The organism is Paraburkholderia sp. J11-2 (genome assembly GCF_905220185.1).
In the GTDB taxonomy this organism is placed as follows: domain Bacteria; phylum Pseudomonadota; class Gammaproteobacteria; order Burkholderiales; family Burkholderiaceae; genus Paraburkholderia.
In genome coordinates this window covers 20,663-42,065 of the sequence record NZ_CAJMYY010000043.1, presented here as the reverse complement: position 1 = coordinate 42,065, position 21,403 = coordinate 20,663, and the positions used below count along the sequence as shown (strand labels likewise).

Below are 21,403 nucleotides of genomic sequence, written 5' to 3'. Positions count from 1 at the left end.
CCGTCCGGCTACAGCCATCTCGACCTCGGCCTATCCGTCGAGGTGCTGCACCGCGCGCGTTTCCATTTAACCGCCAGCCCTCTCTGTCTTAGAAGAACCCCTATGGCAACGTTCTCCAGGTCACCCACTGCGAACGCATTCTCCTTCGTGCTCATTGGCGGCACGGGGGACCTCGCCATGCGCAAGATTCTGCCGGCGCTCTATGCCGCGCATCGCGATGGCACGCTGGGCGAGGGCGGGCGCATCATTCCCGTTGCTCAGACCGCGCTTGATCAGCATGGCTATATCCAGTGGGTCAACGAACACGTGAAGCCGCTGGTCGCCATGGTTGCATCAGGCGTTGACGACGATGCGTGGCTTAGCTTTCTCGGGCGCATCACCTATGTGGCGCTTGACGCCAGTCGTGCCGATGACTTCGCCGTGCTTCGGGATGTACCGGGGATGCTCCGGTCCCAACGCATCTTCTATCTCGCGACAGGGCCCTCGCTCTTCGTGCCGATATGCGAGGGTCTCGCCGCGGCAGGGCTGACCGAGCATGCGCGCGTGGTGCTCGAGAAACCGCTTGGTCATGACCTGGCGTCGTCGCAAGCGATCAATGACGCGGTCGGCGCAATCTTCACCGAGGACCAGATTTACCGGATCGACCACTATCTCGGCAAAGAGGCGGTCCAGAACATGTTTGCGCTGCGCTTCGGCAATGTGTTGTTTGAGCCGCTTTGGCGCCGGGAGTGGGTCGAGAGCATCCAGATAACCGTGGCTGAGGAACTGGGCGTGGAGCGCCGTGGTGACTTCTACGACAAGACGGGCGCCCTGCGCGACATGGTGCAGAACCACCTGTTGCAGCTGCTCTCGATCGTCGCGATGGAGCCGCCGCATTCCATGGATGCAGATGCGGTGCGGGACGAGAAGCTGCGCGTGCTACGGGCGTTGAAGCCGCTGCGCGAAGAAGACATCCGGCAGAACGTGGTGCGCGGGCAATATCGCGCGGGTGTCAGCGGCGGCGCGCCCGCTCCTGGCTACGCCGAGGAGCCGGGCGTGTCGCACGACAGCGTCACGGAAACGTTCGTCGCGCTGAAAGTCGAAATCGAAAACTGGCGATGGTCCGGCGTGCCTTTCTTCCTGCGAACGGGCAAGCGTCTGGCCGGTCGGGTAGCGGAAATTGTCGTCAACTTCCGGCCGGTGCCGCATTCGGCGCTCGGCGCCATGCCGTTGCGAGCCGGATCGAACCGGCTCACCATCCGGCTGCAACCGAACGAGTCGGTCCGGCTCAACGTGCTCGGGAAAGTGCCGGGTATGGGTATGGATTTGCGAGGCGTCTATCTCGACCTCGCGTTCGACCGCTTCTTTCTGCGCGACAGGATGGAAGCGTATCAGCGCTTGCTGCTCGATGTTATCGCAGGGCGGCTTGCGCTCTTCGTGCGACGCGACGAGCAGGAAGCGGCATGGAAGTGGGTCGCCCCGATACTGGAAGACTGGAACCGGTCTCTCACGGCGCCCAAGCCCTATGCGGCCGGCACATGGGGGCCCGCCGCGGCGAGCGCGCTGCTTGCCCGTGAAGGCACCTGCTGGCTGGAGGAGGAGAGCTGATGGTGCAGGGCGCTGCCCGCAGGCGGGTGCGAAGTTCGCGGGCTTGCCAGCGGGTGCGCCCGCGAACGTTCGGGAAACGGCCGCCGGTCAATCGGCGATGAGTACCTTGAGACCTTTCGTCTCGAGGTCGAGCCGGTAACGGTCCGGGACATGGGAATCGGTTATCACCTTGTCGAAGTCGTCCACGTCGGCGAAGCTGCAGGTGGACACCTTTCCGAACTTGGACGAATCCACCAGCAGGATGCGCTCGACGCTGCATTGCATTGCAGCCTGCTTCCACGAGCAGTCTTCGACATAGCTGCAGGTAAGGCCATGCTTGAGCTCGTATCCCGTCGCGCCGATAAAGGCCTTGTTGGCGCGATACCGTTGCATCGCCTGGACTGCGTCGGGTCCAGAGAACGTGAAGGACTTGGTCGAAAGCACACCGCCGAGCGAAATTACCGTTGTCTCTTCCCGCTTGGCCAGCACGTTGATGGTGTTCAGGCTGTAACAGATGAAGGTGTAGGCGCCTTCGGCAGGCAGGCACTCGGCGAGTTGCTGGACCGTGGTGCCCGAATCGAGAATGACCACATCGCCCGGAGTGAGCAGCTTGCTGGCCGCCAGGGCAATCCGCCGCTTCTCGTCGGCATGCTGGCTGCGTTCGGTCTGCGCGTTGTAGTTCGCGACCGTGCCCGCGTTCTCGAGCGACGCCACGCCACCGTACACCGTACGAACCTTGCCGATGTCCGCCAGGTCGCGCACATCACGGCGAATGGTCATCTCGGACACGTCCAGTGCCTTCGCCAGATCGCCAATGCTCATGAAGTGCCTGGTGTCGACCATATCGAGGATCTGGTCGGACCGCTGCTCTTTGCTAGCCATAGAAAGATGATGTTCCGTGCAGAGCGACATCGACGGATCGGTCGGTCGCAGCCTGGTTCGAGATATGTTCAATCTCGAACATTCTACTTCAATTGTAACGGCTGCGGGCGGGTTCAAAGTGTCAGTGGTTCGAGTTCCACCACTAGAACCGCGCGAATTGACACTTGGCCCCGTTACCCCGATTGATCAGGCCCTTTGCTCATTTCCCCTGTGTGGCGCCCTTCAGGCCAATGCCGGCGTGCAACGTCCAGGTTTCCCCCTGATTCGCACGTCAATCGATTTGTATATATCTCTAACATTTAGTTGAAACTCTAACTTTTATCGATTAGGATGTGGTTGACGTAGAACATCACTTGAGCGGCCTCCCGGCGTCAGTGACCTACGGCAAAGCAGCGGAGCCAGAGCGCGCGCAGACGCACCCGGCGATTTCGCGGCAGCACGTCGACGCACACGCTTTAGATGCTTCGCCATATCAGGAGACAAACATGAGCAATCTTGAATCACCTGGGACAACCAAGCGCCAGTTTCGGCTGCCGCCCGAAGCGGGAATCGCCGCGGTGTTCTTCGTGGTCATGCTCGGCGGCTTTATTGCCACGCCGAACTTTCTCACCGTGTCGAACATGATGGTGCTCTTGCTCAATGGAGCCGTGATTGGCTTCCTGTGCCTCGGGCAGTCGTTCGTGCTTCTGACCGGCGGCATCGACCTTTCCTGCGGTTCCATCGTGGCAATGACCTGTGTTGTCGGCGCACTGCTCATGCAGAGCCTGGGGTTGCCGTGGCAACTTGCCGTCCCGCTTGTTCTCGTTATTGGGGCGCTTGCGGGGATGGTGAACGGCTGGATTATCGAGCGCACGGGTGTGCCGCCCTTTATTGTGACCTTCGCGACGATGGGCGTTGCAGCATCCATCCCGCAAATCATTACCGGCGCAGAGTCCATCCGCGTGACGCAGATTGGTTACAGCCTGATTGGTCAATCGCGGCCATTCGGCGTGCCGTTCCCGGTGCTTGCCTTGCTTGTTGCGATCGTCCTGGCCGCGGTGCTCCTGAAACGCACGGTTACGGGCACGCACATCTACGCAGTGGGCGGCAACGCGGATGCTGCGCGCCTGTCTGGCATCAGCGTTCCGCGCGTCACGTTGTTCGTCTATTCGGTGTCCGGTTTGTGCGCGGCGGCAGGTGGCCTCATCTACGGCTCGCGCTTGATGACTGGCTATCCCACCGCCGGCCGTGGTGACGAGTTGTTCTTCTCGATTGCAGGCGCCGTGGTTGGCGGTGTCAGCCTTTTCGGCGGCAGCGGCAGCATTGTGGGCGCGATGATTGGCGCGATGCTCATCGCCGCAATCTCGAATCTGATGAACGTGCTGAACGTCAGCGCCTACTGGCAACCGCTGGTCATCGGTTTGATCATTTTGATTGGCGTAACGCTCGATACGATGCGTTCGAACAAGCGAATCAGCTTTCCCTGGCTCAAGTCGCGCAAAGAGCGCACGTTTGCTCAGCCCACTGACTCGTTGAAAAGCACGTCCTAACCAGGTGAATAGCATGCGAAACCATCAAGTCGTCGCTCTCGGCCTCATTTGCTCCGCGCTCGCGCTGGGTATCTCCGGTTGCAATCGCCACCCCGACGCCAGCGCGTCCAGCGCGGGCAAGAAAACCCTTGGGGTGGTGCTTCCGAATCTCACGAACCCATACTACGTTGCCATGAAGAAAAGCTTCGAGGACAGCGGCGCCGCGAAGGGAATGAGTGTGGAGGTCTCGATCGCGGATAACGACGATGCGCGCGAACTCTCGGAAGTGCAAAGCTTCATCCAGAAGAGGGTGGACGCCGTCGCGGTGAACTGCGTGAGTTCGGGGCCGTGCGTCTCAGTCATCTCCGAGTTGAACAAGGCCAACATTCCCGCGTTCGCCATCAACATCCTGCCGGACGCCGACGGGATGAAGCAGCAGGGCGCGCACATCGTGCAGGGCGTGCAGACCGACCAGAAGGCGGGCGGCGTGTTCATTGGCCAGCAGCTGTTGAAGGACCTGGGTGAGAAGGCCAACGCGGTCATCGGCATCGTTGGCGAACCCACCTCCATTGCGGCGAATGCACGTGACGATGGTTTCAAGCAGGCCATTGCCGCCAACCCGAACATGAAGGTCGTCGCGCTCGTCAACGGCAAGGTGGAGGAAACCACGTCTCTGAAGGTCACGACGGAAATGCTGCAGGGCAATCCCAACATGACGGTGGTGTATTCCGATACTGAACCCTCCGCGTTGGGCGCGTTGGCTGCCATCAACCAGCTTGGCCTGAAAGACAAGGTGAAGCTCTATGCGTTCGTCGACAAGGAAGGCGTGAAGCAGATTCAGTCGGGCGATATTCTGCGCGCGGGAGCCATTCAGGAACCCGTGCGACTTGCCTCACTGCTGGTCGACAGCGTGAACGATCAGCTTGCGGGCAAGCAGACGACGGCCATGGTGAACAGCCCCCCGCTGCTCGTCAACAAGGACAACGCTGGTCAGGTCGTTGGCCAGGCCTACTGATGCACGTGAAGCCACTGGATACAGTGGCGTTATGCGCCGCCTCATTTTCGTGTTGGGATTGGGAATCGAGCAATGAGCAACAGTAACCGATGCTATCGTGCCCTCGACATCAAGGTCTCCTTTGCCGGCGTACCCGTGCTGCGTGGTGTTGACTTCGAGGTTGTGCCCGGAGAAATCCACGGGCTGTTTGGCCACAACGGAGCGGGCAAGTCCACGCTGCTCAAAATCCTCGCGGGCGTCAACCAGCAGGACGCCGGCGAATTGCTCATTGGCGACGAATCCGTCTCCCTGTCTTCACCGCGCGATGCGTTACAACAGGGCATTGCCTGCGTCTATCAGGAGCTGCGGCTCATTCCCGGCATGACGGTGTGGCAAAACCTCTTTCTGGGCCGCGAACTCAGAAAGGGGGGATTGCTCGACGAAGCGGCGATGAAAGAGCACACCCGGCAGGTGCTGCACGAGTACAAGCTCAAGGTAGACCCGCTCAGTCTCGTCAGGGACTTGTCGCATCCGGACAAGCAGATGCTGGAAGTCGTTGCGAATCTGGACAGGGACGCACGATTCCTCTTTCTGGATGAGCCGACCACCGCACTTGAGGGCGCACAGGCAGAGGCGCTTCTGCAATCGGTTCAGCGTATCGCGCGTGAGAAGAAAATCGGCGTCGTTCTGGTTTCGCACAAGCTCGACGAGGTGCTCGGCGTTTGCGACGAGGCAACGGTAATGTGTGGCGGGAAGGTGATCTATCACGCCAAAAGCCACATCGCGAAGCAGGATATTATCGACGCCATTGTCGGTGACGCGGCTCCCTCCCTGGAGGAAGGCGAGCGCTCGTCGAGAACGCTCGTCGATAAAACCGCTGCGCCGTATCTTGAGGTCCGTAATCTGTCGACGTCGCGCCTGCGCGATGTTTCGCTTCAGGCCTGGCCGGGCGAGATTGTCGGCATCTACGGACTGGCTGGCGCCGGACGTACCCGTTTTTGCCGGACCCTGTTTGGCCTGGAGGACGTCGCGAGCGGAGAGGTCCGGGTAGCGGGGAAGCCCTATTGCGCGCGCAGCCCCGCGCACGCAATCGACGAGGGCGTGGGCTATCTGACGGAGGAGCGCAAGAAGGACGGCATCGTGCCGCTGATGTCGAGCTTCTCAAACGCAACGTTGCCGATCCTGCAGCGGTTCCGAAAGCGCGCGCTCGTGGACCATGGCGCCGCAGCGAAAAGTGCCAACCGGATTCTGGTGGAGATGAACACACGAGGCAACCTTCGCGGTCCTATTAAATCGCTGTCCGGCGGCAACCAGCAGAAGGTCTTGCTCGCGCGCGTCATCGGTCAAGACGCCCGGCTCGTTTTGCTCGACGAGCCGACGAAGGGCGTCGACATTGGCGCGAAGGCCGACATCTACGCGATTATCCGCCGCATGGCCGCCGAGGGTCGCTGTGTCGTCGTCGTGTCGAGTGAAGAGGAAGAGCTTCTCGAGATTGCCGACCGTGTGCTCGTGTTCCATCAGGGCAGCTGCGATGGCGCCCCCGTGCCGCCGGAAGCGTTGAGCATTGCGGGCCTGCGCAAGGCCGCGTGGAGCGGCGAGTCGAACGCGGCGTGATGGCGCCTCGCGGTGCCGGCCGGCTGTTCATCTCGCATGGGCCGGCGCTGATTCTATACGCTGATTCGCTGGTCGCTATAGCTGCAGCGTGGGCCCGGGCGTGCCCATCAACTGCGTCGTATCACTTGAGATTTAACGCGGCGCGCTTATCGCACGCACTCATGCAGGCTAGAAGGGGGTAGCGCATGAACGATACGCTTGCACTCATTTGTGATTGTGACGGGGTGCTAATCAATAGCGAGGCGATTGCCGGGGCAGTGCTCGTGCGGGAGCTGGAAGCGCGATGGCCTGGCGTCGAATTGCATGATGTTGTGACACCGCTCCTTGGCGTGCAGACAGAAAGGCTCTTGTTGGAGGTGGCGAGCGCAGTTGGCAGGACATTGTCCACCGACGATATTGCGGTCATACACCGCATCGTGCAGCAAGAGGCGGTCACGGCGCCGATGGTCGACGGCATCGCGATCGCATTGGACAACATCCCGCTGACCAAGGCGTGCGCGAGCAACAGTACTTCGACTTATGTCCGCGCGGTCCTTGAACGCACGGGCTTGAGCGCGTTCTTTGCAAATCGCCTCTTCACCGCAGATAGGGTGCCGAATCCAAAGCCTGCGCCGGACGTGTACTTGATGGCGGCTGGCCGCCTCGGTGTGCGGCCCGAAAGCTGCCTCGTGGTCGAGGACAGCGTGGCTGGCGCAACGGCCGCTATGGCTGCCGGAATGACGGTTTTCGGATTTACTGGAACGGCGCATCATCCGGTGGCTCAAGGCGAAAGGCTGTTGCGCATCGGAGCGACACGGACTTTTCACACGATGTCTGAACTCCCTTCCCTCGTGCAAGTGTGGAGCGCTGAGCGCCATTCACGCCTGAGCGTCGAGGATGCGCGCGACAGGTCATAAGTCATACGCAGCGCGGCAATATTACAAAAATGTAACTGCGTGCTGTCGATCCAGGTGCGTTCTTTTGAGAGGATACTTGCCAGCAGTCGAACCTTCCCCCGCTGCACACCGGAAGCGGCGCGGACTTCGCTGGCAAAGGCGTTCATCGTTACGTGGAGGATACGGGTTCGACGGCACTGCCGCGTCGTACCTCATGGGCGCGCTGCCGGGACCGTCAAGCCGGTGAAAGAATTCGTTAACACATGCGCGTCTCATTTGTGGAAGATGAGGTCTCGCCCACTTTCATCTCCAGGACGCGAATCCAGACAGCTTCACGATGTCAGACCTACCCATCCACGTATTGTTCGTCGACGACGACGCAGACCTCTGCCAGTTGATCGGAAAATTCTTCCGCTTGCACGGCTGCGAATTCACGGCTTTGCATTCGGCGGTTGATCTGACGCGCACGATCGATCGTATCCGGCCCACCATCGTCGTCCTCGACCTCATGATGCCCAAGGTCGACGGTCTCGCGGCGCTGAATCGTTTGCGCGCGGAAGGCACGACCACGCCCGTTATCATGCTGACCGCCCGCGCCGAAGACGTGGATCGCATCATTGGCCTGGAGCTGGGTGCCGACGACTACCTCGGCAAGCCGTTCATGCCCAAGGAACTGCTGGCGCGCATTCATGCGGTTCTGCGGCACCACCGGCACGTGCCCCGCAATCCCGCTCAAGCGGCGCGGCCGCGCAACGCGTTCGGCAGCTTCGAGCTCGCTTCCACGGGGCGCACGCTGCTTCGCGACGGGCAGCCCGTCAAGATTGGCGCGCGCGAGTACAAGCTGCTGGAGATCCTCGTGTCTCGCCCCATGGAGCCACTCAGTCGCGAAGACATCGTGCGCTTGCTGGACGGCCCGGACAGCACAGCAAGCGAGCGGAGCCTCTACGTGGAGATATTGAGGCTGCGCCGAGTCGTCGAGGAGGACCCGGCCCAACCGCGCTTCATTCAAACGATTCGCGGCGTGGGCTACGTGTTCGTGCCGGAGCAAACGAACGATGAAACGCCCATTTAACACGCTGTTTCTGCGCCTGGCCGCGATGACGGTCGGGCTGATCGTGCTGCTTCACGTCACGTTCCTCCTGCTCGTCGACCGGGAAAGGGCGACGCTGGAAGTGATGCACGTCTCGCAGGCCGTCAAGACCGCAGTGACTGTGCGTGAGCACGATGCCGCGCTCTCGCCGCTGATCGCCAGCGATCTGGGCATCCAGTACTTGCCCCGCACCGCAGCCGGCACGGGTTGCACGGGCGATTGCAGCAACGGCATGCACCCGATCGAGAACGCTTTGAGTGCGCGGCTGCCCGCGGGAAGCCGTGTATGGGCCCGCAAGGACGGCATGATTACGGTCGACGTGAGCGGCGCGCCCTACACAATTGTGTTGCCACAAGGCTTTATGCCGCCAGCCCGCTTCTTGAGCGCGTCGCTTTTGATGCTCGTGTTCGCCGTGGTGAGCGCGCTCGCGTTTGCCTGGCAGCTTCAAAAGCCGGTGCGGGCGCTCGCGCGCGCTACCCGGGAATTCCGCATTCGAGGCGGTTTCAAGGATTTGCCGCTGAGCGGACCGAACGAAATCCGCGAACTGACCGCGAATTTCAACGAGATGGCCGGCGCGTTGTCCGAGACCGAGCGCGAGCGCGCGGTCATGCTGGCGGGCCTTGCGCACGACTTGCGCGCGCCGATTACACGCATGCAGGTGCGCGCGGACTTGCTGGACGATGACGACGATCGCGCCGCCTTCCTTCGCGACGCGGAATCGATGTCACGCATCGTCAATCAGTTTCTGGACTTCTCGCGCGATACGTTCGAGCCGTCGCCGCTCGCCAGCGTGGATGAGATTTGCCGCCGCGACTATGGCGGGCTGATTGCCGAGGAGCCGGATGCCGGCGAGCTGGTCGTGCTCGATCTCCAGGCGGGCGAGCGCTTCTGCTTGCCGGGTCTCGAAGTCGAACGCATCGTGCAGAATCTCGTGCAGAACGCGATGGTGCATGGCGCGCCGCCCGTCGAGATCATGACCCGCAAGGAGGGCGGCGCCTGGCTGCTGCGCATTCGCGACCACGGGCAGGGCGTACCCGAGCACACACTTGCGTCCATCCAGCTCCCGTTTGTGCGGCTCGACCCGGCGCGCGGCGGCAACGCGAGCTGCGGTCTGGGTCTTGCAATCGTCAGGCGGCTGGTGCGCACACTGGGCGGAACCCTGACCATCGCCAACGCGCCCGGTGGCGGGCTGAGCGTTTCGATGACATTCAAAGCGTAGTTTTCGACACGCACTTGAGCGACCAAAACGTATCAAGTCTGAATTCATTCAGTAGTACTAGTCGACCGCGTGATCCCGAGTTGGCAGCCGCTCAGGGATGGTCAATCGTTTTGACGCGCTTCGCTACACGCGATGCGACCTTCCAACACTCTCGCAAACTATGCATACCAATATCTCGCTACCCGTGAGAGCGACCAGGCGTTCGTGTGTCACCGGGCGCCGCATGCTCACCGCCTTGTGCGGCGTTTGTCTGATCTTCGTCTCCGCATGCAGTCGCCACGACGGGCCGCCGCCCGGCATGCAAACCGCCGAAGTGGGCGTGCTGACGATCGCGCCGCAGCGCGTCGTGATGACGGCGGAGCTGTCTGGCCGTCTCTCGGCGCTCAAGGTTTCGGACGTCAGGCCACAGATCGGCGGGATCGTGCAGAAGCGGCTGTTCGTGGAGGGCGCGGACGTCAAGGCAGGCCAGGTGCTCTATCAGATCGATCCGGCTTCGTATCAGGCGAGTTACGACCAGGCGCGCGGCACGCTGGCCAAGGCGCGCGCGACGCTCGCCTCGGCGAAGACCAAGGCCGACCGCTACGTCGATCTCGCGAAGATCAAGGCCGTGAGCCAGCAGGACTATGACGACGCGGTTGCCGCGGTGCGCGAAGACGAGGCCGACGTGATCGCTGACGAGGCCTCACTCGAATCCGCGCGGGTCAACCTCGACCGCACGCGCGTCACCGCGCCGATCTCGGGGCGCATCGGCGCATCGAGCGTGACCGAGGGCGCGCTCGTCACGTCGGAGCAGACGACCGCGCTCGCCACGATTCAGGCGTTCGACCAGATGTATCTCGACGTCACCCGCTCCAGTTCGGAATGGCTTGCGCTGCGCAAGGCGCTGGCGTCGGGGAAACTGAAGCGCGCGGGCGAGAACGGCGCGGAAGTCAGTCTGCAGCTCGAAGACGGCACGCCTTACGCGCATCCGGGAACGCTGCAATTTTCCGGTATCACCGTCGATGCCACCACCGGCTCGGTCACGCTGCGCACGATCTTCCCGAACCCCGAGCGCGAATTGCTCCCGGGTATGTTCGTGCGCGCGAAGCTCGGCGAAGGGGAGAACGACAGTGCGATTCTCGTGCCGCAAATCGCGGTCACGCGCGGCTCGGACGGCCAGGCAAGTGTGTATGTCGTGGACGCGTCTTCGAAGGTGCAAAAGGCGAATGTGAAGGCCGACACTGCGTACGGCGATCAGTGGATCGTCAGCGACGGGTTGCACACGGGCGACCGCGTGGTCGTGAGCGGGTTGCAAGGCGTGCGCGTGGGCGCCGCGGTGAAGGTCGCCGACGATAGCGCGGCTGCAGCATCGGCATCGGCATCGAGCGGCGCGTCCGCTGCTGCCGCTGCCGCACCGCTCGCGCAGCGGTAAGGGGCGCGCATGGCTCAATTCTTCATCAAGCGGCCCATCCTTGCCTGGGTTATCGCGATCGTCATCATGCTCTTGGGTACGGCGGCAATCACGACGCTGCCGGTCCAGCAATATCCCACGATCGCGCCGCCCTCGGTGCAGGTCACGGCGACCTACCCGGGCGCGTCTGCGGACACCGTTGCCGCCACCGTCACCCAGGTGATCGAGCAGAAGCTCAGTGGCATCGACAACGTGCTGTACATGTCGTCCACCAGCAGTTCGGCGGGGCAAGGCACGATTACGCTCACGTTCAGGCCAGGCACCAATCCCGACATCGCCCAGGTGCAGGTGCAGAACAAGGTCAGCCAGGCCACGTCCTCGTTGCCGGAAACGGTGCAGGAGCAGGGCATTCAGGTGGCCAAGGCGTCGACGAATTTCATGATGATCGTCTCGCTCTCCTCGCCGGGCGGAACGTATAACTCGATCGATCTCGGCAACATCGTTGCCACGCAGATCGAGGACCCCCTTTCGCAACTCAACGGCGTGGGCGACGTCACGCTTTTCGGCGCGCAGCACGCGATGCGCATCTGGCTCGATCCGGTCAAGCTGCGCAGCTTTGGGCTGATGACGTCGGACGTGACCACGGCGGTGTCGAACCAGAACGTGCAGCTCTCGGTGGGCCAGGTGGGCGGCGCGCCCGCTACCGACTCGCAGGCGATCAACGCGACAATCCGCTCGTCCGGACTGCTTACGACCGCCGACCAGTTCGGCAACATTTTGCTGCGCGTGAACAGCGACGGCTCGCAGGTGCGGCTGAAGGACGTTGCGCGTGTAGAAGTGGGCGGTGACAGCTACGACACGTCGTCGCGCTACAACGGCAAGCCGGCCGCGGCCATGGCGATCAAGCTCGCGACCGGCGCGAACGCCATGGAAGTGGCGCGCGAGGTCCGGGCGAAGCTCGCCGAAATCGAGCCGCAATTGCCGAAAGACGTGCAGGTCAACATTCCGTACGACACCACGCCGTTCGTGCAGATTTCGATCGAGGAAGTCGTCAAGACGCTGCTCGAAGCGATCGTGCTCGTGTTCATCGTGATGTATGTCTTCCTGCAGAACGTGCGTGCGACGCTCATTCCGACGATCGTGGTGCCCGTCGCGCTGCTCGGCACGTTCGGCGTGATGGCCGTCATCGGCTTCTCGATCAACGTGCTCTCGATGTTCGCGATGGTGCTCGCCATCGGCCTGCTCGTGGACGACGCGATTGTCGTGGTCGAAAACGTCGAGCGTCTCATGAGCGAGGAGCGGCTGGGGCCGCGCGAGGCCACGCAAAAGGCCATGGGGCAGATCACAGGCGCGCTGGTCGGCGTGACGACCGTGCTGACGGCTGTGTTCATTCCGATGGCGTTTTTCTCGGGCTCGACCGGCGCGATCTATCGCCAGTTCTCGATCACGATCGTCTCGGCGATGGTGCTTTCCGTGATCCTGGCGCTCACGCTCACGCCGGCGCTGTGCGCGACGCTGCTGCGTCCGGTGGAAGGTGAGCACCGCGAGAAACGCGGATTCTTCGGCTGGTTCAATCGCAAGTTTTCCTCTGGAAACGAGCGGTACAGCGGCGTGCTTTCGCGCATTGTCGGCCGGCCGCTGCGCTGGATGTTCGTCTATGGCTTCATGGGCGTGCTGGTCGCCCTGCTGTATGTGACGCTGCCTTCGTCGTATCTGCCCGACGAAGACCAGGGTTTCGTCATCGTTTCGATCAGCACGCCGGTCGGCACGCCCGCTTCGCGCACGCTCAAGGCGGTCGAGGCCGCGGAGCAGTACTTCCTGCACGACGAGCCCGGCGTTGCACAGATGATCACGGTGAATGGTTTCAGCTTCAACGGTCAAGGCCAGAACAACGCGTTCGCCTTCGTGGCGCTGAAGGACTGGAAGCAGCGCGGCCGCAATGACAGTGCCGCCGCGATCATCGCTCGCGCGAACCGCAGGCTGGGCGCGAATCGCGACGCCCAGACGTTCGTGCTGAGTCCGCCGGCAATCCAGGAGCTTGGCACGCAAAGCGGCCTGAACTTCGAAATCGAGGACCGCGCCGGGCAGGGGCACGCGAAGCTGCTCGCGGCGCGCAACCAGTTCATGCAGCTCGCGGCGAAGGAACACGCACTGGCCATGGTGCGCCCGGCGGGGCTCGAGGACACGCCGGAGCTTCAGGTCGATATCGACCGCGAGAAGGCCTCGGCGCTCGGGCTATCGGTTGCCGATATCAACGACACGCTGCAGACGGCGTTCGGCTCGGCCTACGTGAACAACTATATCGACACGGGCCGTATTCAAAAGGTCTACGTTCAGTCGGACGCACAGTACCGCATGATGCCCGCCGATATCGGCAACTGGTTCGTGCGTGCGAGCACTTCGTCGTCGTCGTCATCGACCTCTTCGGATTCGAGCACGTCGTCTTCCTCTACGTCGTCGACTTCGGGCACGGGGTATGACTCGGTCATGGTGCCGTTCTCCGCGTTCGCGACGAGCCGCTGGGGCTTCGGGCCGCCGCAGATCGAGCGTTACAACCGGCAACTGGCAATGGGCATGTCGGCGCAAACGGGCATGGGCGCCAGCACCGGCGACGCCATGGCGGCCGTGCTGAACATCGCGAAGCAGTTGCCGAGCGGGTTTGGCGTCGAATGGACCGGCCAGTCGTATCAGGAAGTGCAGGCGGGCTCGCAGGCCGCCTGGCTCTACGCGGTGTCGATCATTGTCGTGTTCCTCTGCCTTGCGGCACTTTATGAAAGCTGGTCGGTGCCGATCGCCGTGATTCTGGTGGTGCCGCTCGGCGTGCTCGGTGCGCTCGTGGCTGCCCACCTGCGCGGCCTCGAAAACGACATCTATTTCAAGGTGGGACTGCTCGCGACCGTCGGACTTGCGACCAAGAACGCGATTCTGATCGTGGAATTCGCCAAGGACCTGCAAGCCGAGGGCCTCGCCATGATCGATGCGGTGATCAAGGCGGCGCATATGCGTTTGCGGCCGATCCTCATGACGTCGCTCGCCTTCGTGTTCGGTGTGCTGCCGCTCGTGGTGAGTTCGGGCGCGGGCGCCAACGCGCGTCACGCCATTGGCACGGGCGTCGCGGGCGGCATGATTTCCGCCACCGTGCTCGCCATTTTCTTCGTACCGGTGTTCTTCGTCGTCGTGCGCCGCCTGTTCGGCGAGCACGGCCACCCGCATCAAACCCGCCCGTCGCGGGAGGGAGAAGCATGAAACTCAAGCTCCTGAGCGCGCTCGTTGCGGCGGCGCTGTGCGCGTGTACGCTCGATCCCGCCTATCAGCGGCCCGACGCGCCCGTCACATCGGCATGGCCGGCCGGCGACGCCTACCAAAGCGTCGCCGCAAAAGCCGCTAGTACGCCGCGCGCCGCCGAAACAGGCTGGCGGGACTTCTTCAAGGATCCGCGCCTGCAACGGCTGATCGAACTGGCGTTGGCGAACAATCGCGACATGCGCGTTGCCGTGCTCAACGTCGAGGAATATGAAGCGAAGTACCGCATTGCGCGTGCGAATCTCGCTCCGGAAGTCGATGCGTCAGGATCACTTACGCGCGAACGCACAGATGGAGCGATCACGTCGTCGAGCACCGCGGGCGTGGGGATATCGGCATGGGAAATTGACTTCTTTGGCCGGCTGCGCTCCCTCAAGCGGCAAGCGCTCGAAGAATATCTCTCGACCGACGCCGCCCGCACGAGTACCCAGCTGAGCCTGATTGCGACGGTTGCGACCGACTATCTGCAACTGCTGGCCGACGAAGAGAGCCTGGCGATCACGAGCCGCACCGTCGAGGCGGATCAGAACACCTATAACTTGACGCTGCAGATGATGAACCGTGGCAGCGCGTCGATGCAGGATGTGCAGCAGGCGCGCACCTCACTCGCGAGTGCGCGCTCGAGCCTGGCCTCCTATACGCGTGCCGTCGCGCAGGACCAGAACAATCTCGCGGCGAGCATTGGCAGCCCGCTGCCCGACGATCTACCGCAGGGTGGCACTTTGATGACCAGCCAGTCGATGCTGGCCGATATCGGCGAAGGCGTGCCTTCGGATCTGCTCGCGCGGCGGCCAGACATCGTCGAAGCGGAGCATACGCTGAAGGCGGCGAATGCGAATATCGGTGCGGCGCGCGCGGCGTTCTTTCCGAAAATCGAATTGACCGCGTCGGCAGGCGCGTCGAGCACGAGCCTCACTGATCTCTTCAAGGCCGGTAGCGGCGCATGGACGTTTGCACCGACGATCACGATGCCGATTTTCGACTACGGCTACAACAAGGCCACGCTCGATGTCGCGAAGATCGAGAAGAACATCGACATCGCCGACTACGAAAAGGCCATTCAGACCGCGTTCAAGGAAGTGGCGAATGGTCTGGCGGGGCGCAGCACCTACGTCGCACAAACGCTGGCCGACCGCGAGTATGTCATGGCTGCGCAGCAGTATTACGACATTGCGCAGGCGCGCTATCAGCGCGGCACGGACAGCTTCTTGACGCTGCTTGATGCGCAACGCTCGCTTTACACGGCGCAGGAGCAACTCGTCACTGACACGCTCTCGCAGCTTTCCAATCTGATCACGCTCTATAAGGCGCTCGGGGGAGGGTGGAGCGAGACGAGCGTGACGGCGCAAGCGAGCGCGGCTCCGGGATAATCGGTACGCTGGATATCGGGCGACATCGTGCAAAAAAACGGAGGGCTCGCGGGCCCTCCGTTTTCTTGTCTCCTGCATCAGACCCGGTCGTCACTTCGAGTAATCGTTTTGAATACCAAATCTTTCATTTGAAAAGCCGGGTGATGTTTCGCGCGGGAGAGGACGAAGCGTTCCCGTCTTTGTCTGCTGCCTGTCGCGGCGTGAATGCTTGCGGCGGCAGCGCGATGCGTTTTACAAGTGCGTAGCTTACCTAATTAGTTTCGGTAACATACGAACAAAAACATAGCGAGCTTAGGCCATTACACTCCATCCCTTGTTTGGTCAGGGAGGGTTTCCATGCCTATGTCCACGACACTTGCCATTGACTCGCTGCACGGTTTTGAGTTGACGCCGGACGGCCAGTATCTGATGGTGAAGTGTAATCAACCGGGTAGCGTCGCCGTTCACTGTTCGGTCATGCACGAATTGCTCGCCGCGCTCTCCAATGCAATAGGCCGGTCCGCACGCATTCGGCAGCGTGCGTCAAGCCTCAAGTTCACCATGCCGTGCGAGGCGTGGGAGATCGGGCGCGATTCCGGCACGGCGCAGCATCTCGTGATGAGCTTTCGCCTGCCGGGCGGAGCCGAACTGGCGTTCCGTCTGCGTCCGGCGCAGGCCGCGCACATATCCGAAGTCCTCTTGCTTGCCACCGGCGTCGCCGTGCCGCAGCGCCCCGATTCGATGCACGTGCAGTAAGCCGCCGTTCAATCCCCGCACGAGCGCCGCTCTCGTTGCACTCGCGATTGTCGTCTCACGCCGCTGAGCGGCGCCACCGCAGTCCTTACGACCGAATATCCGCATGACCGTTTCTTCCATTACGCGCTACGCCCGCGCGCTCTCGTTTGCCGGCTTCGGGCTGGGGATTTTCTCAACTGCGCACGCAACCGGGTCCTTCGTGGTTCAGGACATTCGTATCGAAGGGTTGGTGCGCATCGAACCGGGCACGGTATTCGCCTACATGCCGATCAAGCAGGGCGATACCTTCACTGACGACAAGGCATCTGATGCGATCCGCGCGCTTTATGCCACGGGATTCTTTCGCGACGTGAATATATCCACGGAAGGTCACACGGTCATCGTGCGGCTGAGCGAGCGCCCGACCATCAGCACAATCGACTTCGCCGGCATTCACGAATTCGATAAGGACAATTTGAGCAAGGCACTCAAGTCGGTCGGACTTTCCGCTGGCCGCAACTTCGACAAGTCGCTCGTCGACAAGGCCGAGCAGGAACTCAAACGCCAGTACCTCACCCGCGGCTACTATGCTGCAGAAGTCACCACGACCATTACGCCTGTCGACCAAAATCGCGTTGGACTGCTTTTCGCCGTCGTCGAGGGGCCCAACGCGAAGATTCGCCAGATCAACTTTATCGGCAATCACGTATTTCCCGAAAGCACGCTGCTCGACGAGATGCAGCTTGCCACGCCGAACTGGTTTTCGTGGTACACGAAGAACGACCTGTACGCCAAGGAAAAGCTGACGGGCGACCTCGAGAACATTCGCTCGTACTATCTCGACCGCGGCTATCTGGAGTTCAATATCGACGCCACCCAGGTGTCGCTGTCTACCGACAGGAAAGAGATGTATCTCACCATCTCGATCCATGAGGGTGAGCCCTATACGATCTCGGGCCTCAAGTTCTCAGGCAATCTGCTCGACCGCGAAGCAGAATTGAAGAGGCTTGTCGCGATCAAGCCGGGAGAGCGTTTCTCGGCGCAGAAGCTCAAGGACACGACCAAGCGCATGGTCGACAAACTCGGCGAGTACGGCTATGCGTTCGCGACCGTGAATGCGCTGCCCGAGATCGACCAGAAGCATCACACGGTTGTGCTCACGCTACAGGTCGATCCGGGCCGACGCGTGTATGTGCGCCACGTGAACATCACCGGCAACACACGCACGCGCGACGAAGTCGTGCGCCGCGAAATGCGCCAGTTCGAAGGCGCCTGGTTCGATTCGAACCGGCTCATGCTTTCCAAGGACCGCGTCAACCGGCTCGGCTATTTCACGGACGTCGATGTGAGCACGGTGCCCGTCGAAGGCACGCAGGACCAGGTCGACGTGAACGTGAACGTGGCCGAGAAGCCCACCGGGACGCTTTCGCTGGGCGTGGGTTACGGTTCCGGCTCAGGGCCGAGCATTTCGGCGGGCATCTCGCAGGACAACGTGTTTGGTTCGGGCAACAGCCTTTCGCTGAACGTGAATACGGGCTCGACGAACCGCACGCTCTCGGTCACGCAAACCGATCCTTATTTCACGGTGGATGGCATCAAACGCATTACCGATGCGTACTACCGCACTTCCTACCCGCTCTACTATTCGAGCACGAACGACACCAGCTTTCGTATCGTCTCGTACGGCGCGGACGTGAAGTTCGGCGTTCCGTTTTCCGAGGCGGATATGGTGTACTTCGGCCTTGGCATCGAGCAGGATCGCCTCGACGTCGACAGTGAGACACCGCAGACTTACAAGGACTACGTCAATGAGTTCGGGCGCGTGTCGAACACGGTGCCGGTTACCGTGGGCTGGTCTCGCGACAATCGCGACAGCGCCCTCGTGCCTAGCCGCGGCTACTACGCGCAGGCCAACGCCGAATACGGCACACCGGTCGGCACGCCGTACTACAAGACGGATGCGCAGATGCAGTACTACTACTCATTCGCGCGCGGGTTCGTGCTTGGGTTGAACTTCCAGGGCGGCTACGGCAACGGGTTGGGCGGCAAGGCGTACCCGATCTTCAAGAATTACTACGCTGGGGGCATCGGTTCGGTGCGCGGCTACGAGTCGGGCTCGCTGGGTCCGCGCGACAAGTCGACGAACGACCCGATCGGCGGCTCGAAGATGGTGGTGGGCAATATCGAGCTGACATTCCCGCTGCCGGGCACCGGCTACGACCGCACACTGCGCGTATTCACGTTTGTGGACGGCGGCAACGTGTGGGGCACGGAGGGCAGCAGCACCGGCGCGAACGGATTGCGCTACAGCTATGGCGCGGGCCTCGAATGGATTTCACCCATCGGCCCGCTCAAGCTCAGCCTTGGCTTCCCGATTGTCAGGCACGCGACTGATCAGTACCAGAAGTTCCAGTTCCAGATCGGGACGTCGTTCTAACCGGAAGCGAGAGGGCTTCCGGAGCGACGAAAAAAACCGCCCAAATGAGCGACCAGCCAGCGAGGCGCTGCGGCTCCGACGAAGTGGGAGGAGTGCTTATGTAATGCGTTTTTCAGGCTTCTAACAAGGGGAGCGATTGTCTTGTCGGCATCACGCCCGCCACGCCTTCGCCCGATATGCCGGATAGCCTGCAGATCTGGCAGAACGAGCTCAGGGCATGCTCGCGTGCCATACACGCATCTCGAATGGTTGCCCATTTGCCGATGAACGCGCGCTCAGCTACGTCGTGACTTCTGCAGGAGCGATTTTTTGCCTGGCATTGAGCAAGCCTTCCACCATTCTTGCTTCAGCCTTGGCAATACCGTCAAGAGACACCACGGCTAGCTGGCGACCGAAGAGTTCGAACGCCACACATACCCAGGCGTAGTCAGCATCATCCATCACCCAGACGCCGTTTTCCTTCTCGGCAGCGTCGATATGCATCATCGCCGCGTGGGCTTCCTGTATGTCCGCAATTTCGTTTGGATAGTATCCGAGCCGACACAACTCCCCGGCAATCAAGAGTTGTCGCTCCAAGGTCGTGAAGAGCTCACGCGAGCCGTGCCCTCGCCGAAACGCGTCCAGGCCCGTGTAACACTGAAGGAGCATGGCTTGCGTTACGGGCTCATGCGCAGCCCGACTGAAAGTAAGTGCACGCAGCAATGGTGACATCGCCGGCCGGGTGTGTTTGCGGGTTCGTGATTTACCGGGCATGTTGATTTCAATCTCGTTGAATAACGCTCAGTCCTGCCACCAACGCAACGCTCACTGACAAAACGCGCGGGCGATATGCTGGCGGAAAAGTACAGGACCTCGGACGTGCATGCGACGATGATGGGAGGCAAAAGTTAAGACAGGCTTAAGCACCGCCGCGAGCAACGCTGTTCCTGAGACATTACTCCGCGCGTGCCGCTTGTTTCTGCGCGGCCTGTTCCTCCGCGTGCTTTTTCGCCAGGTGATGTCCGACGATACAGCCGCCAACCGCCCCTGCGACTGCGTGATGACCGGCATAATGTCCGGCAACGCCACCCACAACGGCGCCCTTGATGCAACCGGCTGCGTTTGCCGTTCCGATACCTGCGAGCGCGGACATTGCAATAGTGAGCGTGAACTTGCTAATTGCTTTCATCGTGTAAAACCCTTTGGTTGAGTTGGGCTGATGTTGAGGCTGTTATCGAGTTTTCAACTGCAGCGCACGCGTTGCTCGTTGGCCGATAGGTTCGGAAATGCGCACATCGGAGAAATGTCGCTGCCTATGTTGACGGACATAACGCTTGAGCTATCGTCGAAGTGCACGTTGGAACCGCGACGTTTGTAAGCAATTGTCAGAGGCTCACAGTAAGCGTGGCAAAGAGCGCCCGCAGGTTCTTGCCGTTCGTGGACCGTTGGCCGGGCAAACGCAAATTCCGGCAACCCGTGCAAGGATGTTTTTCGAAGGCAACCGGTGGTTGTTCGCCGGAGAAGCGAATAGCTGGCCGTGTTGCGGGTGTTGCGCTGGAAATCGCGAAGCCGAGCTCGTCATTCGGTTGACCTGTTGCCGTGCTTTCACGCGCCTGATTTCAGAGCCGTGACGCGTAGCGTCATCCGCACGTTCCGGCCTCACTCGCTCCCGCGTAGCGCGATACCTTCGCTGATTGCGCTAACCGACCTCACAACAAATGGTGGGACAGGTGTTTCATGCGACACGTCTCGTTACACACAAAAACACCGGTAATTTGCCGCCTCAATATAGTGCGTTCACAACTGACAAGTGAGGCACTTATGAAAAGAATCTTTGCGCTGACGCTGATGGCCGTATGTCTTGGAACCGCGCTGAGCGGCTGCATCGTGGTACCTGCAGGCGGCTACTATCACCGCTATTAACCGTAGCTGACTTTCTGCGCATTCAACTGAAACCGCCAGGCATACCTATCACGGAAAGAAAATTATGAGCATTGCACCTCGCCGCTGGTGCGCGATTACATTGGTTGCCGGCATCGGCATAGGTGTATCGGCCGCCGCCTCCGCGCACGTCGATGTTGGCGTGAACATTGGCGTCCCCGGTATTGCAGTTGCACCGCAACCAGTCTACGTCGCGCCACCGCCGGTGTATGAGGCGCCTCCGCCCGCTGTTATCGTCAGTCCTGGCTGGTATGGTGAGAGATACTACGATGGGCATCGCTACTGGGAACGCAGGGAGTGGGAGGAGCGCCATCATGATGAGCGGGAGTGGCGCGATGCCCGTGCCCATTACGACGAGCATCGCGGTGACTGGGGCCGTCACCATGACGAAGGTGGCCCGCGGGGCGACTGGCATCACGACCACGGGGACGGCGACCGCAGGCACGACCATTGATGCGAGCAGTGCCCGTCAAGTTGCTGGGCGCATCGTTCGCGGCGCCTTAGACGCCCCGTCTCCAAGC

The 21,403-nt window shown here is 61.5% G+C and carries 16 protein-coding genes; 13 read left to right on the top strand and 3 right to left on the bottom strand.

Annotation, left to right across the window (positions count from 1 at the left end; translation table 11 throughout):
* Positions 1–102 precede the first annotated feature (102 nt).
* On the top strand, positions 103–1,587 hold the full coding sequence (gene zwf / locus U5A57_RS37985) for a glucose-6-phosphate dehydrogenase (RefSeq protein ID WP_321917166.1): 1,485 nt from the start codon (positions 103–105) through the stop codon (positions 1,585–1,587).
* 87 nt (positions 1,588–1,674) lie between these two features.
* Here the strand turns inward: zwf and U5A57_RS37980 are convergent, their stop codons facing one another.
* The gene (locus tag U5A57_RS37980; RefSeq protein WP_321917146.1) at positions 1,675–2,478 is read right to left on the bottom strand and encodes a DeoR/GlpR family DNA-binding transcription regulator; all 804 of its coding nucleotides are present in this window, start codon (positions 2,476–2,478) and stop codon (positions 1,675–1,677) included.
* A 455-nt stretch (positions 2,479–2,933) separates the two neighbouring features.
* Between U5A57_RS37980 and U5A57_RS37975 the strand changes: the two genes are divergently transcribed.
* The 11 genes from U5A57_RS37975 to bamA all read left to right on the top strand — a co-directional run bounded on the left by U5A57_RS37975 (position 2,934) and on the right by bamA (position 18,962).
* Positions 2,934–3,977 carry an ABC transporter permease gene (locus tag U5A57_RS37975; RefSeq protein ID WP_321917145.1) on the top strand — a complete coding sequence of 348 codons (1,044 nt, stop codon included), beginning with the start codon at positions 2,934–2,936 and terminating at the stop codon, positions 3,975–3,977.
* 13 nt (positions 3,978–3,990) lie between these two features.
* Positions 3,991–4,971 carry a substrate-binding domain-containing protein gene (locus tag U5A57_RS37970; protein ID WP_321917143.1) on the top strand — a complete coding sequence of 327 codons (981 nt, stop codon included), beginning with the start codon at positions 3,991–3,993 and terminating at the stop codon, positions 4,969–4,971.
* Positions 4,972–5,043: 72 nt separating this feature from the next.
* Positions 5,044–6,564: a sugar ABC transporter ATP-binding protein gene (locus tag U5A57_RS37965; RefSeq protein WP_321917140.1), complete on the top strand. Its 1,521-nt coding sequence runs from the start codon at positions 5,044–5,046 to the stop codon at positions 6,562–6,564.
* Between the two features lie 185 nt (positions 6,565–6,749).
* A complete protein-coding gene (locus tag U5A57_RS37960) occupies positions 6,750–7,460 on the top strand; it encodes an HAD-IA family hydrolase (RefSeq protein WP_321917138.1) in 711 nt (236 codons plus the stop codon).
* Positions 7,461–7,776: 316 nt separating this feature from the next.
* On the top strand, positions 7,777–8,511 hold the full coding sequence (locus U5A57_RS37955) for a response regulator (protein WP_321917136.1): 735 nt from the start codon (positions 7,777–7,779) through the stop codon (positions 8,509–8,511).
* Positions 8,495–9,748, top strand: a complete 1,254-nt coding sequence (locus U5A57_RS37950) for an ATP-binding protein (protein ID WP_321917134.1) — start codon at positions 8,495–8,497, stop codon at positions 9,746–9,748. The genes U5A57_RS37955 and U5A57_RS37950 overlap by 17 nt, the downstream gene beginning before the upstream one ends.
* A gap of 160 nt (positions 9,749–9,908) precedes the next feature.
* The gene (locus U5A57_RS37945; RefSeq protein WP_415774707.1) at positions 9,909–11,159 is read left to right on the top strand and encodes an efflux RND transporter periplasmic adaptor subunit; all 1,251 of its coding nucleotides are present in this window, start codon (positions 9,909–9,911) and stop codon (positions 11,157–11,159) included.
* Positions 11,160–11,168: 9 nt separating this feature from the next.
* Complete coding sequence (locus U5A57_RS37940; protein ID WP_321917130.1) at positions 11,169–14,384, top strand: efflux RND transporter permease subunit; 3,216 nt, start codon at positions 11,169–11,171, stop codon at positions 14,382–14,384.
* A complete protein-coding gene (locus U5A57_RS37935; protein ID WP_321917128.1) occupies positions 14,381–15,811 on the top strand; it encodes an efflux transporter outer membrane subunit in 1,431 nt (476 codons plus the stop codon). Before U5A57_RS37940 ends, U5A57_RS37935 begins: the two co-directional genes overlap by 4 nt.
* A gap of 336 nt (positions 15,812–16,147) precedes the next feature.
* Positions 16,148–16,546 carry a hypothetical protein gene (locus U5A57_RS37930; RefSeq protein ID WP_321917126.1) on the top strand — a complete coding sequence of 133 codons (399 nt, stop codon included), beginning with the start codon at positions 16,148–16,150 and terminating at the stop codon, positions 16,544–16,546.
* 103 nt (positions 16,547–16,649) lie between these two features.
* On the top strand, positions 16,650–18,962 hold the full coding sequence (gene bamA / locus U5A57_RS37925; RefSeq protein WP_321917124.1) for an outer membrane protein assembly factor BamA: 2,313 nt from the start codon (positions 16,650–16,652) through the stop codon (positions 18,960–18,962).
* A 279-nt stretch (positions 18,963–19,241) separates the two neighbouring features.
* On the opposite strand, the gene U5A57_RS41745 is transcribed toward bamA, so the two are convergent.
* Together U5A57_RS41745 and U5A57_RS37915 are read right to left on the bottom strand one after the other, a co-directional pair.
* Positions 19,242–19,523 carry a hypothetical protein gene (locus tag U5A57_RS41745; protein WP_415774706.1) on the bottom strand — a complete coding sequence of 94 codons (282 nt, stop codon included), beginning with the start codon at positions 19,521–19,523 and terminating at the stop codon, positions 19,242–19,244.
* 373 nt (positions 19,524–19,896) lie between these two features.
* The gene (locus U5A57_RS37915; RefSeq protein WP_321917120.1) at positions 19,897–20,130 is read right to left on the bottom strand and encodes a hypothetical protein; all 234 of its coding nucleotides are present in this window, start codon (positions 20,128–20,130) and stop codon (positions 19,897–19,899) included.
* Between the two features lie 798 nt (positions 20,131–20,928).
* On the opposite strand from U5A57_RS37915, the gene U5A57_RS37910 reads away from it, so the two are divergent.
* Positions 20,929–21,336 carry a hypothetical protein gene (locus tag U5A57_RS37910; RefSeq protein WP_321917119.1) on the top strand — a complete coding sequence of 136 codons (408 nt, stop codon included), beginning with the start codon at positions 20,929–20,931 and terminating at the stop codon, positions 21,334–21,336.
* Positions 21,337–21,403: the final 67 nt, after the last annotated feature.